Below are 14,524 nucleotides of genomic sequence, written 5' to 3'. Positions count from 1 at the left end.
ATCTACTCACAAGTTCTTGTACTCTCCATAGGCGTAAATTCCGAATTAACGTACCCGTACATATTTGCACTAACGTTTTAGTGTTAGCTTGCAACTCTTTCTCCATAAGCCTTGAGATTTATAGATGCCTGAAAATCTCTATCAATGACATTTCCACAATCACATTTATAAATTCTGTCAGATAATTTCAAGTCTTTTTTAATGTTTCCACAGCAACTGCAAAGCTTTGATGATGGATAAAACCAATCAGCCACAATAAGCTGAATCCCTTTATCGCTGCACTTGTATTCAAGCTGCTTTCTAAACTCAAAAAACCCCTGATTCTGAACTGCTTTTGATAAATGTCTATTTTTCATCATTCCACTAACATTCAAATCTTCAATACAAATAAATCTTGGTTTTCGACTTACAATTTCAGATGTAGTCTGATTCAAATAGTTCTTACGGATATTTGTTAATCTGTGATTTCGTTTTAATAAAAGTTTTTCCTTTTTGATTACATTATTTGTTTTGCAGTAACTTTCTCCTTTCTTATTTTTCTCGTAAGAGCGAGAGATACTACGCTGTAATCTGCGTTTCTGTTTTTCTAGTTTCTTTACTTTCTGACTTTTATTGATGTTCTTATACTTAGCTCCATCAGAGCAAATAGCCAGATCTTTGATTCCTAGATCTATACCAATCCCATCATCATTAAGTTTTTCTATGCAATCAGGAAATTCCACACATACGCTGATCCACCAGTTCAACCCATCAAAAGATATTCTCGGATTCATGTATTTAGCATCTGTAGGAATACGACCATGCTCTGCAAGTCTTACCCAATTTAGTTTTTGTTTATTTCTTTTCCTGCTCGAAGAAAATCCTTCAAACTTAACATGAGTATTGCTGAATTGTATCTTAATATTATCCTGATAGAACTTCGGTATTGATCTCTTTTTTGGCTTGAATCTTGGGAATTTCTGCAAACCTTTGAAAAAGTTCTTATAAGCGGTGCAGGCATCTTTGATCGCCTGTTTGGTTACATTATTTGAAATACTCAATAACCATGCGTATTCATCAGAATGTCTAAGCTTTGTAAATTCTTTTCTGAGTTCTGCATCTGAAATGAATTTTCCGCCTTTTTCATAGTTTTCTATTTCCCTTGCCAAAGCCCAGTTATAAGCAAATCTTGAAGCACCTGCGTACTGAAACATCTTAGTTTTCTGTATATTATTTGGTATTAACATTACTTTTATGGCTTTTACCATCTACTTTCTCCTGTATCAATTCCCGGATAAGTTTCTTGGCTTTATTCGCTCGTTTTCCTTGTAATTTGCAACTGAATACTGTGATCATCTGAACCAGATCTTCAACAAGTTCCTGCTGTTCGGATTTTTCAGTATTATCAATAATCTCAATCTCACAATTATAAAGCGAAGCGATATATTCTATCAATTCAAAACCAAATCGCAATAGCCGATCTTTATATAAAACAACAACCTTTTCAACCTGATTTTGAGATATTCGCCTGATCAATTCCTGGAGTCCTTTTTTCTTATAATTAATTCCGGAACCGATATCACTTATCATCTCAAATGGCTGTCCTTTTGCCAGAAGATATGTCTTAACATTATCAATCTGTCGTTCCAGATCATCTTTCTGTTTATGGCTGGAAACGCGACAATATCCAATTGTAATGCGAGTTTTAGGCTTTACATTTATTACCTGGTTGAGTTGCTCGTCAGAATAATATCTATAGCCGCTTACTGTAGTATGATGCGGATGAAGTTTTCCATTGGCATCCCAATTTCGTAATGTCTGGGCGGATACGCTTATAATTTTTGAAAATTCATGTATAGAATAATATTTACTCAAAGCATCAACTCCTTTCAATAATATTCTGCTCTAATATCTTATAAAACTCAACATGTACTTATATGATTTTATAATTTTATAATTTCAATAAACTGTTAATAACCTCCTGAAAAATTCTATTTGCTTCACCTTATCATATTTTGGGGGTGGCGTACATATATTAATGTAAATTATGAGACGATTTGATTTTGCGTAATTGAGTGGATGGGTTGAATAGTGCGAATAATCTATAAAAGAAGTGGCGGAAATACCAGCAATGATATTTCCGCCGTTTTACAACTCCGAATATCCTATCCAGAGCTACTTTGTGATCATAGTATATGTTATAAAATCAAATTTTATGAAATGTAAAAAGGAACTCGTCCAGAGCCCCTTTCCTTTGAATAAGTAATAATATCTTTCTCACTCCGGAAAAAGACTTCTTTGTACTTATATAATACTGGTTCAATTACTCCTTGTCAATATTTATTTTTATCTTTGTAATGTGTTCTGTCAAAGAAATATCATCTGACAATTCAAGAATTTTCCTTAGTTCAGCAAGTTCGTCCTGTGCCTTATTACGTTCTTCTTTTATTTTTGAAATATATTGCAATTTATCATCCATTGAGGTGGTAAATTTCGTTGCAATCACGCACCCTATGGGTTAAAAGAGATGCAGGAGCCGCGACGCCTGCATCTCTTTCATCTATAAATGTGATCTATTGCGAATGAATAGGTTTTTTATTTTGCAATAAACATAAGCAGGATCAATACTTTGCTAATAATTTTTTCCAGGGTTTATAGCCTTTCATATAAGCAAAGTCTTCTTCATTTTGGAAGCCTGCAATCAGTTCTTTTTTCATTTCTTCAGCATATGGATTTTCTACATCTTGGAATTTTATATGTTTATATAATCTTGATTTCTGAAAATCACAGATTGTATCGACATTCTCCAGCAGTTGTTTTATTACCTTAAAAGTATCTTCTACATTTTGTTCTGCCACCACAACATTAAACATGGTTGCACATTCATTGTATTTTCCCATCTCAAAAATACCTGCTAATGCATACATTTTCTCGGCCAGGAATCTTGCGGATTTATGATCTTTATTGTCAAGAGCTTTTGTGATCATCATGCCAAAGGCAAGATTCAAAGTAGTATACTCTGAAAGAATTATATTTTCCAGTTTTTCATATGCTTCTTCTGTTTTTTCCTGTTCCATGTATAATTGCCCAAGTCTTAGTTTTTTCATGGGATCATAGTCGGAAAAATAGTTCAGATATTTTTCTGCCATTTCATAATTCCCTTTTCGCAAGTAGAATCCGAACAGAGAATCTGCCGCATGGTGCTGGATTTTTTCGTCCTTGTCATTTAGTGCCATTTCGTACCAGGAATTAATCTGTTCGTCGTACTTATCGGGATGCTCACACTGACCTATGATTCTTCGCGAGTCAAGCATCACCGCCACCTGCCAGATAAGCATGTTGCAGTTAGGGTAATCTTTTATGATATTTACTGCCCATTGATAGGTCTTTTCGTAACCTTCTGCTGAAAACATTTTGTCCATTTCCTGAATAAGTTCTGTAATTTCAACGTCTGTCAGATTTTCATGAAAAGACAACAGGGTATCAAGGGAAATATGTAGCAGTCTTGCAATTGGTGCTAACAGTTCAATATCTGGATTGGAGTTCCCCGTTTCCCTTAATTAAAGATATTGTTTGGTAAAAAAGAAAGGTCAGTCGATTTTGCCGATGAAGCGGTAGTAGATTTCTACTTCCTGCTCACGGCTTCCGTCCTCGCCCTTGACAGCTTCGTGGACGGTTATTTTTTCAATTAGAGTGTTCAGAAGTTCGGCGGTCAGCTCCACAGGGTTGACATACTGTTTCATCAGGGCAATCCACTTTTCAGCATCCGCTGCGGTCTGTACGGCGGCTTCCATCGTTTCGTGAAGCTGCCTTATTTTTGTTTCAAGCTCCCTTTGCTCGTTCTGGTACTTCTCGGACAGCATATTGAAGTTATACTCGGTTATGCGTCCGGCAGACCAGTCCTCATACATTTTAGCAAACAGCCCGTCAACCTCGGCTTTACGCTTTTCCGCCTTTTTCAGCTCCGCAGCCTGCTTTTTCTTCGCAGAGTTTCTTTCTCTGTCGCTGGCATTGAGCAGCCGTTTCAGCAGCTTGTCCTCGTCTTTCTGTGCCAGCATAGACCAGTATTGCAGTCTTGCAAGCACATAGGCATACAGCACATCATAGCGGATATAGTGCATGGAACACTGGCGTAATCCCTGTCCGTACTTACTGCAATGGTAGTGTGCATAGGGATTTTTGTTCTGGCTGTTTACACCATAAGCCAATGACCATCCGCAGTCCGCACATTTTACCAGCCCGGAAAATATCTGCGTTGTGCCATTCTTCTGTCGTCTGCGTCTGCTTGCAATCAGCTCCTGAACTTTTTGGAACACTTCTTCGGAAATGATGGCTTCGTGGGTATTTTCCACACGATACCATTCTTCCTGCGGCTTCCGCACCTTTTTCTTGTTCTTGAATGAAATGTTGCTTTGCTTGTTGTGAACGCTGTGACCGATGTAGGTTTCCTCTTTCAAAATGCTCTTGACCTGTGCAATCGTCCACGCATAGGCTTTTTCTGGAGGCGCACCGGCGTAGATATTGGCGAAAGTCCCGTATCTTTCATAGTTCAGCCAGCCGGGGGTAGGTACTTTCTCCTCCACCAGAATCCGTGTAATGCTGGCGGCTCCCCTCCCGTGTACGGCAAGATCAAAAATCTTCTCTACAATCCAGCGTGTTTCCGGGTCGATCAGAAGATGACCTTTTTTGTCCGGGTCTTTTACATAGCCCAGCGGTGCATAGGCTCCATAGTGTGCGCCATTGGCAAATCTTGTGTGCATGGCAGCCTTGACCTTTTTGCTGGTCTGTCGGGCGTGCATTTCATTCAGGATGTTTAAGAACGGGGCAAGCTCGCTTTCTCCGTTGATGGTGTCCACATTATCATTGATGGCAATGTAGCGTACTCCCTTGCTGGGGAAATAGATTTCCGTGTACTGACCGGTCAGGATATAGTTTCTTCCCAGACGGGATAAGTCCTTTGTGACAACGCAGTTGATTTTCCCGTCCTCGATGTCATCAATCATCCTTTGGAAGCTTGGACGCTCGAAATTTGTCCCGCTCCATCCGTCGTCAATGTACTCGTCTACAACGGTCAGCCCATGCTCTGCGGCATACTGCCTAAGCATCATGCGCTGGGTCTGGATACTGCCGCTTTCCCCCTGTAATTCATCGTCACGGCTCAATCTCAAATATAGTGCAGTGTTATAAATCGTTGTATTGTATGGTTGTTTCACGGTTAAAAATCCTCCTTCTAAAAGAAACAACCCACGCTTATACAATACTCGCTGGTACAAGTATATCATAAGCGTGGGCTGATTGACAGTCGTTATTCCGTATTTTTTCAGGAAGCGGCGGCAGCGTGCTGGATCACATCTTCCAGCAGACTGTCAAGCGGCTTCCCATCCTGTGCGAAATGCTCCGATACCTTGATACGGACTTTCCCCATGACAAAATACTGGGTGCCGTCTTTTTCGGTAAGCAGGGTGCCGCTGTTTTTGTTATTGCTCTCGTTTTTGCTTTTTGCCATAGGCAGTTACCTCCATAAATGAAATATGCCCGACAAGGGAATGTCAGGCAGGTTTACAGCCGCAGACTGTCTTCATGTCAACCAAACCGTGTCAACCGGCAGAAAAGACTTTGAAAACAATCCACAGGCGCTCTATTATTACTTTTTACTTTTTCTTTGATTTCTTGGTTGACATGGTTGACAAAGGAGAGAAATGCCCCAAATATCAGGCTTTTCCCCGTCAACCGGCTGTCAACCGAAGCGTCAACCAAACTGTTAACCGGTGGCTTTTCAGAATGGTAGTTCCATTTGCCGGGCTTCTTCTTCCGTGATTTCCTGAAAACCGTCCCCCTCCGGCGGGTCTTGGTTGACACGCTCCCAGCCTTTTTGAGAACCGTATTTCTTATACCGCTTCGGGCTTTTGTAGGCTGCCCAGCCCTGTATAATGCCGCCCGCAATGCCGGTATTCATAATCTCGCAGATTGCCCGTGTCTCCCAGTCTGCCGGGGAATTTAAGTTCCCCAGCGCTTCCTCATAAAGCTGCTTGGAGCATACCCTGTCACCGGTGTAGTCCTCCAAATAGGCGTAGATCATGCCAGCCTGTGTGTCCTCCTGCATGAAGTCCTGCTGATGGGCGTTCAGGTATCGGTTCATTTCTATGCTGAATGACAGCTTATACTTCCCACTGCGATAAATCGTCATGGCTTCCGCCCACATCTGTTCGATATACGCCCTCGCCGCCGCTTCATCGTCCAGTATGTGAACCTCCGCCCGTTCCGGGTACACCGTCACGGGGAGAAAGCGCCGGTTGCCGGTGCGGTCACGGGGTAAAAAGTCCTGCCGGTTGGTCGTCCCTCCGAATACACATTGCCGCAGCCGGTCTGCCGGGTGTGTCTCATACGGCACTTTGTAGGTTTCTTTCTGGCGGCTTAAGAATGACTTGATTTCCTCAATACTCTTGGCGTTGGCTGTGGCAATCATCTCCGACATCTCGATAATCCAATGCCCTTGCAGCTTGCGGTACACATTTTCATCGTCCAGCTTCTTCAAATCGTCTGAAAACCATTCGTCCCTACCTGCCAGCAGCCGGAAAAAGGTAGATTTCCCGGCTCCCTGACCACCAACCAGACAGAGCATGACCTCAAACTTGCTCCCCGGTCTGAATACCCGCCGGATGGCTCCTATCAGGAACAGTTTCAAGGCTTCATAGGTGTATTCGTCCGTATCGGCTCCCAGAAAGTGATGCAGGGCGTAACGGATGCGCTCTGTGCCGTCCCATTGCAGGCTGTTCAGGTAATCCCTGACCGGATGGTAGCGGTTTTCATTGGCAACAATCTTGATGGCGCTCTGCACCTTTTTCTCGCTGGTAAGCCCGTAATTTTCTTCCAGATACAAAAGCAGGTAGTTCATGTCCATGTCGGTCAGCGTGGTACTGGTGCGCTCCCAGCCCAGCGGCTTCACAATGTCAATCTGCTCCGTCAAAAGGTTCAGGCGCAGCGCCCCACGAAACAGCGGGTCACGCTGGAACACCGTCAGGCAGTTTCGGATGCTGTTCTTCACGCCGCCTTTCTGCGTCCCCTCTAATGTCTCCCGGATTTCTGCTGGTGTCTGCGCCGGTTCCATTGTGTCCATCGTCTTTTTGACCGCTTCCTGCGTTTCCAGCGGCAATCTCTGAAATTCGCTGTTCAAGCCGCAGCACCTCCTTTCCCTGTGCGGCGATCAACGCCGCTTTTTCTTCTATTTCTCCGTATAACAAAATATCCAAAAGGTATTCTGTGTAGCTTATCCTCTGCAACGCTTCCACAAAAAGAGGATGCCAGATGGCATCCTGCGGCTGTGGGGCGTATGCTGTTTTCCAATGCTCCAACAGGCGCAGATAATCGCATAGCACCCGGAAACAATACCGTTCCGTTTCCTGAAATCTCTGCTCCGCTGATTTTTGTCGGGGCTGTGACCTGTTGTGACGCTTCCTATCTGGCGGCGCATTGCCGGATTTCTCATAGGAAACGCCGAAGTCCTCCGCAAGCCTGACCGCAGCTTCCCGTTTCCCCAATCCATGCAGCAAAGCGGAAAAGTCGATCACATCCCCGGAAGCCCCGCAGCCGAAGCAGTAAAAGCGGCTGTCCACTTTCATGCTGGGCGTGCGGTCATTGTGGAATGGACAGCAGACCATGCCGTTTCTCCCCACCCGGATTCCATAGAATGAAGCAGCCTGCCGGGTGGTAACAGACTGTTTCACCGCTTCAAATACATTCAAATGCTCCCTCCATAAAAATGCCGGCAGCGGTAAAGCTGCCGATTATATCATAATTCCATCTCGTGTTTCTTTCTCTGTACTTCCTGTGGCTGCTCCCTCCGGCGCAGTGCGGTATCTACGGCGTTCTGCACCTGCCGCAGCCGTATGACTTCCTCCCGGAGCGGCTTGTGCTGCGGAGACAGTTCGGCATACTCTGTTTTTAACTGTGCGTATTCCTGTTTCCATGCTTTCAGGGCAATGGGTTTTCCGTCCAGTTTTTCTTTCAGAATACGGCGGGCGGCATAAAACAGCCGTAACTCCGCATCGTGGGATGTTTCAAATTTCTCCCTCTGTTTCTTAAACTTGATATTGTTCAATTCCGTATGAATAGGTTTTAGCCGCTGGTAATTCTCGCCCTCCCGTATCAATTCCTGCAATTCCTTTATCCGGGCAGATTTCTTTTTCATGGAGCCGCTTAATGCTTCAAATTCTTCACTGACAGAGGAAAGACGCTCCTGCAAATCCTCTAATGTGAGCAGCTTGTTTTCCGTCAGATAATTGACGGCTTCGGCAAACTGCTTTAAGTTTCCGGTTCTGGCTTTATTGCTCCATGCCCCTGCGTTGCGCTGGTTGTAATAAGCGATCAGCAGGTCGGCAAGGCTCGGTGTCTGGGGTTTGGAAAGTTCTTCTTTTACCTCTGCCATCCAGACAAACAGGGCTTTGATCTTCTTCCTCACATCCTGTATAAGCCGGTTGGTGGCTTTAATCCAGCGGTTCAGTTCCCCTTTCTCGGTGCGGATGCCCTTTGCTTCCATCTGCCGGACATTAGCTCCCTCGTGGACAGTAGGTATCAGGTCAAGCCCCTGCCGCACATAGGAACGGTGGTCGATACGCACATCCAGCCCTTTTTCCTCAAATTTTGTATTAACGGCAGCCGCCCACTGCTCCCGCCAGTGTTCCAGCGTTTCCGGCTCATGCCAGTCTGTTGTATGGACAGCGTTAAACATATAATCGCCGTTTTTATCCCGGATTCGGTTTCCATCTTCATCAAGAAGATATTCCCGCCGCTGTTTTTGTCCCCATGTGCCATCCGGGTTCAAAGGGCGCATGGTTGTCATCACATGGAAATGCGGGTTAGGGATGCCGCCGTCCTCTTTCTCCGGGTTGTGAAAAGCAAGATCGGCAATCATGCCTTTTGCCACAAACTGCTCCTGCACGAACTTCCTTGCCAGCTCCATGTTTTCTTCCAGCGTCAATTCATTCTGCATGGCAATATCAAAGGAATAGGCAAGCTGTGCTTTTGGATGTTTCTCGCAGCTCTCCACAGCATTCCAGAGGGTCGCCCGGTCAAGATATATTTCCGGCGCATGGGGCGGCAGCATGATTTCCGAAGCAATCACGCCGCCCTTTTTGGTGTAATCGCTGACTTCTCCATAGTAGCTGCTGTAAAGACGCTCCCCGGATCGGTAGGCTGCGCTTGCAATGGCGCTCTGACCGGCGCTACGCTTTATCTGTGCGATTGAAAAATGATAAAGTGCTATCCTTAGTCACCGCCTTTCTCCTGCCCGGAAATACGGGCGTGGTTCTCAGTGGCAGACCGGATGAAATGCTCCGCCTGCGGCAGATTCAAAATGTTTTCCATGAGGGAATAAAATTCCGCTTCGGATAGCTCCTTTGTCTGTGGCGCAATGCTCTCAACGGCTGCCCCACGGGTAATTAGCCGGTGCGTCCTCTGTTTCCGGGAACCGCTTTCCAGATACGCCTGCCGGTTTTTCAAACGCTGCATTTTCCGTTTTTCCCGTTCCAGCAGGACAGTGGTTTTTTCATATTCCTGCTTCAACTGTTCCAAAGATTTTTCCATGTTCTCACATCCTTTGCTGATAAGATAAAGAAAGACCATCCGCAGACAGTCCGTGTGTCAGTGCTTCTATAAAACCCGATGAAAAGGGAAAACCGCAAAGCGGATTTCTCTTTGCGGCGGGTACACAGGGGATAGCCGCTTTAGCGGCGCAAGGGGGTGTAGCCACCTTGTCGGAGCAAAGCGAACGCAGACCTCGGATTGCTGATTTTATCAGCGGCAGAGGTAAGCTCCGCAGGACGCACGATACATGGTCTTTAGACTATGTATAGAAGTGCGCCCTTAGTTCCTAAGGGATTTTGCCGTTTCCGGCAGTTTTGTCCTTTTTCTTGGAACGCTTGGAAAGATACTTCGGGCAGTCAACCACAACCGCCCGGAAGCTCTGTTTACATTCGTGCTGGCATTTCCGGCACAGTTCGTTGTAAGTGATACGGCTGCGGTCATTTAAGAAGAAAGACCATTCCAGCCGCCGCTTGTTGCTCATTCTTGCCATAACCGGCTCCTTTCTCCATTTCTACCTGATGTACACAGATAGGCTGTTTTGGTGTAGCGTTTCGGTATCATTTTTAAGTTTTTTTCCCTCTGTATGCTCCTTTGGAAAGTGCGGCAGTATTGCAGTCAGGGAATGATACCTCACGCTTATTTGTCGCTTCTCGGTACGGTTTCGGAGCCTTTTGCCATCCATTCAAAGAAAGCAATTTTGCTGACCTTGATAAGCCTACCCCTGCGGAACGCCGGAAAGCCGGGTGTGTGTACTAGCTCATAGGCGCTCGCTCTTGAAATTCCCATAATCCGCTGAATGTCCGCTACATCCAGAACCAGCGGTAAATCCTCATAGCTGTTCAATCTCTTTTTATCGTTCATTCTGTTCCTCCCATAAATCAAATAGGTTAAAATGCTTCCTGTTGCCGTTCTCCCCAAAATCCGTTTTCCTGCCCCATTCCTGCGGTGTTTCCCTGCATTGGTGCGCCGGATGCGTCACTTCTCCTGCCGGTCATATCCCTTTTGGACGGTCATTCACTTGTCAAGGTACTGTGTGGCACGAAATTACCAACTGCAATCATCATAGCGGACTATCCTTGACAAAACAATGCTTCTGCGATACCATGAGTGTAACGGATATAACTAAATTATATAATTACCATAGACAAAGGCAGGGGATAGGGATGGAGAATCAGTTTATACGGCATGAGCCATGTTTTGAGAGGATTTTGTTTGTCCTGACGCTGGACAGGAAGAAAATGAAAGAGCGGATTTTGATTGGGGAAGAACAGCAGATCCGCTTCCGGCTGAACGGGAGCCAAAACGCAGAGGTGCTTTGTGATATGACACGCCCGCTGGGAACTTTTTTGATAAACTTTGAGCGTGACACGGACAGAGACTGGAACTTATACGGGCTTTCTCCGCTGCGGCAAGCCCTCCACTCCAACCGATGGAAACAGCCGGAGCTGGAACAGGCGGCAAGCGAATTTCTCTGGGGAAAATATCTTAGCAATGACCCTCTGAAAATGTATGTGGCGTTCCGTATCTGGAACAGCTATCTGCTTGCCAGAGAACCCCGTGACCGTAACACTGCCTGTGACCGCTTCATGGATAAAATGAGCAGACTGACCGGGGTATTCCAAAACGAATCCATGAGCTTTGACAGGGAGACAGGAAAACCGAAACATTTTCAAGCTGGCAGCCTTTATTTCAAAGGCGCACCATCAGAAGATACCCGACTTGACCTCTGGTTTCCGGACAACCGGCGCACAGAAGAATGTGTGTCTGCCTATGCGTCCCTCTACCCGTTGATTACCTATTATCTGAACCGGCTGAATGACTGGGGGCTTTGCTTCCGGCAGTGCAAGGTCTGTGGGAAATATTTTCTGGCAAAGAGCCAGCGGTATGAACTGTGCAGCGACAAGTGCCGAAAAGCACAGGCGCTTCAAAACAAGCGGGAATTTGACGAAAGGGCAAGAGAAAATAACTATGACCTGCTTTATAAAAATGAATGCCAGAACTGGCGCAACAAAATAAACCGGGTAAAAAATACCGCAGGCTTTCCGGCTGACCGTCTGGAAAAAATACAGGCTGCCTTTTCCGACTTTAAGAAAGAAGCCTTGCAGAGAAAAAAGGCTGTAAAAACAGGAACAGCCAGCCCGAAAGAATTTACGGACTGGCTGTATCAGCAGAGTAATGTAATTGTGGAGCTGACGGATTATTAAAACTTAGCCTATCGTTCTAATGCGCTCTATAATTGAGTGCTGTTGCAAAGATTTCTTTTGATATACTGATACTACATGATAGACCATCACAACCGCAGCAAAGTATAAAAGCACAAAAAGAACTGGGAAGTGATATTCAAAGTATGAAAGTCCGGGAATTTTTGATATTTGGGTACAAAGCAGCAATCCGATTGGTATGCCTAAAATGCAGCTTCCTATAAAACTTCCAACCAGATAGATGAAACTTTCCGACTGCTGTACTTTTCGCAACTGCAATTTTGTCATACCTGTAGCTTCCAGTAGTGCATAGTCGTGTCTTCTGGCAATGGCATTTGTAATGCTGGTATTCAGCATATTTATAAATGAAAACAGACTAATAAGCACCACCAAAACTGTAATGATGACTTTCGCATTATGGAAGTAATCTTCCAATGCCATAACATCATCAGCCAAAACAGACACATCAACTCTGTCGTCATCTATAAAAATTTCTTTGATTATCTCTGTTGCTACGTCTTTTCCGTTATCATCCAAACAAATATACCATGCAAGCGTACAATTCATTTCTGACAGTGATTTCATATTTTCACCACTTGTATAAATAACAAGCCCAGTATCGCTGTTTTCTACAAATCCGCTTACAACTAACTCCACTTCTTTTTGACCATATCCTGTATCTATGATATACGGCAGATAATCTCCAACTTGAAGCTGCATATTCAGTTTCTGATAATAAGGAGACTGTCTATTGATAGCAACAGGAATTGCTCCATTCTGTAATTCATGACTTGGTTGCATACCCTCAACAATTTCATTTTTAAATGTTTCTGGATTTACAGCATTTTCAATGGACAGTTCAAATTTTTCCCCCTCTGAATTTGTCAGAATGCCGTCCAGCATATACAATTCATAAACATCTTTTACACCTGAAATGTTATACAATTTTTGCTTTTTTTCTTCTGTAAATGGTGTAGATTTCATTAAATCATAGGTGGATTCTTCATCAGCCGTTGAATTTAGTAGTACAAATACATCACTATTTCCCTGGTAAGGTTGTGACGCAAGTCTTTCGGGATTTATCGCATTCAATATTGAAAAAACACCGAACATTAAAATCCCACTCATAATGAGAGATAAAAATGTATAGGCAGCTTTCTTTCTATTGGCTCTACAATACATCCACCCGATTCTTATAGGCGTAAGTTTACGCTTTGCCCCAACACTTCTAAAATAGTTTGTTGCCTGTGTATGTTGTGCTTCTATTGGTGATGTAGATGCAGCCATTTTCGCTGGTGCTTGAAAAGCCAAAGCTGTGATAATCCAAATAAATATGCCGGAGATTACCGCACATACAATGCTTGGTATCCAGTAAAAATGAAGTGGTAAAACTATGTTTACCAGAAAACCGATGACTGTTCCCAACACAATGCAAGGTTTTGCTATTTTGTCACGTTCTTTCTTGACCACTGATTTAATTTGCTGGTATGTTGCGCCGATTGCCCGTAATTGTGCAAATTCATGTACTCGTTGCAGTACAGATACATAAAGAATATTTTTGACAGCCAGCCCTGCCGTACAAAGAAGTACAATAACAATTCCTAAAACAGTTCCTACTGCTTCAGTTGTATTATTTACATGGGCGATCTGCTGCGTACTAAGCGTTGCATTGCACAAAAGAATACCAGAAAAGCTCAACAGAAATGCCGCAATCAAGATGATAACTCTGATTAGAAATGTCCTATTCTTTTCAGAGAATACACTCTTTTCAGCAATCCTTTTCTCTATTCTCTCTGTATCATTTTCAAAAGGATAATTCATAATTCCCACCTCCTTTAACCTACAATTTTGCCATCCTCAATCCGCACAATGCGGTCTGCGAGCTGGGCAATCTCGTTATTGTGAGTAATCATTACAATGGTCTGATTAAATTCTCCGCTGGTACGTTTCAAAAGCCCTAACACATCTGCACTGGTCTTGCTGTCGAGATTTCCAGTCGGTTCGTCAGCAAGGACAATCGCCGGCTTTGTAATTAAAGCTCGTGCAATCGCTACACGCTGCTGTTGACCGCCTGAAAGATTGTTTGGCATATTTTCCAGCTTATCTTCTAAAGCCAGCATATACACAACTTCGTCCATAAATTTCTTATCTACGGTATCACCATCCAATTCCACAGGCAGGGCGATGTTTTCATATACATTCAAAATCGGAACCAGATTGTAGTTTTGGAAAATAAACCCTATGTTACGACGGCGGAAAATTGTCAATTCATCATCATTCTTTTTCGCAAGTTCTTCCCCCCGTACAATCACGCTGCCGGAAGTGGGGGTATCAAGTCCTCCCATCATGTGGAGTAACGTAGACTTGCCGCTGCCGGAAGTTCCAACTACGGCAACAAATTCTCCCTGTTCCACAGTAAAATTTACACCATCAAGGGCACGAGTGATGTTTGGTTCTGTGCCGTAATACTTCTTTAAGTCGATTGTTTGTAAAATGCTCATATTCAAATGCTCCTTTCAAGGCTTTCTACCTGTTGATGAAGTCATTGTAAACCACAAATGTTACACAAATGTCCGAGGTAGGAAAAATTTTTATCGAAAATCGAGATGAAATGTTACAACGCTCGGACATTTCAAAAAAAGTGGCTGTATCTTACCTTACAGGAAGCATAATAGAAAATTCTGAGCCTTGCCCCAGCTCTGAAACGACCTTGATATAGCCCCCTTGCCTTGTTACAATCTCACGAGCCAAATACAAACCTA

General features: G+C 44.0%; 14 protein-coding genes and 1 pseudogene. 1 reads left to right on the top strand and 14 read right to left on the bottom strand.

Annotated elements, in window-relative coordinates; genetic code table 11:
• Positions 1-83: 83 nt before the first annotated feature.
• From NE638_RS06670 to NE638_RS06620, 11 genes are all read right to left on the bottom strand, one after another.
• Positions 84-1,247, bottom strand: coding sequence for an RNA-guided endonuclease InsQ/TnpB family protein (locus NE638_RS06670; RefSeq protein ID WP_118608671.1), 1,164 nt, complete (start codon positions 1,245-1,247; stop codon positions 84-86).
• Entirely contained in the window at positions 1,210-1,854 is a 645-nt protein-coding gene (locus tag NE638_RS06665) for an IS607 family transposase (RefSeq protein WP_118608691.1), read from the bottom strand. Before NE638_RS06665 ends, NE638_RS06670 begins: the two co-directional genes overlap by 38 nt.
• Positions 1,855-2,600: 746 nt before the next feature.
• Entirely contained in the window at positions 2,601-3,392 is a 792-nt protein-coding gene (locus NE638_RS06660; RefSeq protein WP_243148618.1) for a transcriptional regulator, read from the bottom strand.
• 177 nt (positions 3,393-3,569) lie between these two features.
• Positions 3,570-5,192, bottom strand: a complete 1,623-nt coding sequence (locus NE638_RS06655) for a recombinase family protein (RefSeq protein ID WP_024730556.1) — start codon at positions 5,190-5,192, stop codon at positions 3,570-3,572.
• A gap of 107 nt (positions 5,193-5,299) precedes the next feature.
• The gene (locus NE638_RS06650; protein WP_004849804.1) at positions 5,300-5,485 is read right to left on the bottom strand and encodes a hypothetical protein; all 186 of its coding nucleotides are present in this window, start codon (positions 5,483-5,485) and stop codon (positions 5,300-5,302) included.
• A 270-nt stretch (positions 5,486-5,755) separates the two neighbouring features.
• Entirely contained in the window at positions 5,756-7,096 is a 1,341-nt protein-coding gene (locus tag NE638_RS06645; protein ID WP_055270962.1) for a virulence-associated E family protein, read from the bottom strand.
• On the bottom strand, positions 6,981-7,721 hold the full coding sequence (locus NE638_RS06640) for a CHC2 zinc finger domain-containing protein (protein ID WP_024730557.1): 741 nt from the start codon (positions 7,719-7,721) through the stop codon (positions 6,981-6,983). Before NE638_RS06640 ends, NE638_RS06645 begins: the two co-directional genes overlap by 116 nt.
• A gap of 47 nt (positions 7,722-7,768) precedes the next feature.
• Complete coding sequence (gene mobQ / locus NE638_RS06635) at positions 7,769-9,184, bottom strand: MobQ family relaxase (RefSeq protein WP_334293463.1); 1,416 nt, start codon at positions 9,182-9,184, stop codon at positions 7,769-7,771.
• A 59-nt stretch (positions 9,185-9,243) separates the two neighbouring features.
• On the bottom strand, positions 9,244-9,561 hold the full coding sequence (locus NE638_RS06630) for a DUF3847 domain-containing protein (protein WP_009260053.1): 318 nt from the start codon (positions 9,559-9,561) through the stop codon (positions 9,244-9,246).
• A 286-nt stretch (positions 9,562-9,847) separates the two neighbouring features.
• Positions 9,848-10,051, bottom strand: a complete 204-nt coding sequence (locus NE638_RS06625) for a hypothetical protein (protein ID WP_004614949.1) — start codon at positions 10,049-10,051, stop codon at positions 9,848-9,850.
• A 146-nt stretch (positions 10,052-10,197) separates the two neighbouring features.
• Positions 10,198-10,422, bottom strand: a complete 225-nt coding sequence (locus NE638_RS06620) for a helix-turn-helix domain-containing protein (RefSeq protein ID WP_008368839.1) — start codon at positions 10,420-10,422, stop codon at positions 10,198-10,200.
• A 302-nt stretch (positions 10,423-10,724) separates the two neighbouring features.
• Between NE638_RS06620 and NE638_RS06615 the strand changes: the two genes are divergently transcribed.
• Positions 10,725-11,765 carry a DUF6076 domain-containing protein gene (locus NE638_RS06615; protein WP_009260052.1) on the top strand — a complete coding sequence of 347 codons (1,041 nt, stop codon included), beginning with the start codon at positions 10,725-10,727 and terminating at the stop codon, positions 11,763-11,765.
• Between the two features lie 3 nt (positions 11,766-11,768).
• Here NE638_RS06615 and NE638_RS06610 read toward each other — a convergent pair whose 3' ends face one another.
• The 3 genes and pseudogenes from NE638_RS06610 to NE638_RS06600 form a co-directional block, all read right to left on the bottom strand.
• Entirely contained in the window at positions 11,769-13,583 is a 1,815-nt protein-coding gene (locus NE638_RS06610; RefSeq protein ID WP_029732304.1) for an ABC transporter permease, read from the bottom strand.
• Between the two features lie 14 nt (positions 13,584-13,597).
• Complete coding sequence (locus NE638_RS06605) at positions 13,598-14,263, bottom strand: ABC transporter ATP-binding protein (RefSeq protein WP_009260049.1); 666 nt, start codon at positions 14,261-14,263, stop codon at positions 13,598-13,600.
• 151 nt (positions 14,264-14,414) lie between these two features.
• Positions 14,415-14,524, bottom strand: a pseudogene (locus NE638_RS06600) (ATP-binding protein); the annotation flags it as partial.

The organism is Blautia sp. MSK.18.38, assembly GCF_024460535.1.
In the GTDB taxonomy this organism is placed as follows: domain Bacteria; phylum Bacillota; class Clostridia; order Lachnospirales; family Lachnospiraceae; genus Blautia_A; species Blautia_A fusiformis.
The sequence above is the reverse complement of the archived record's forward strand: the minus strand, read 5'-3'. Positions and strand labels throughout refer to the sequence as shown.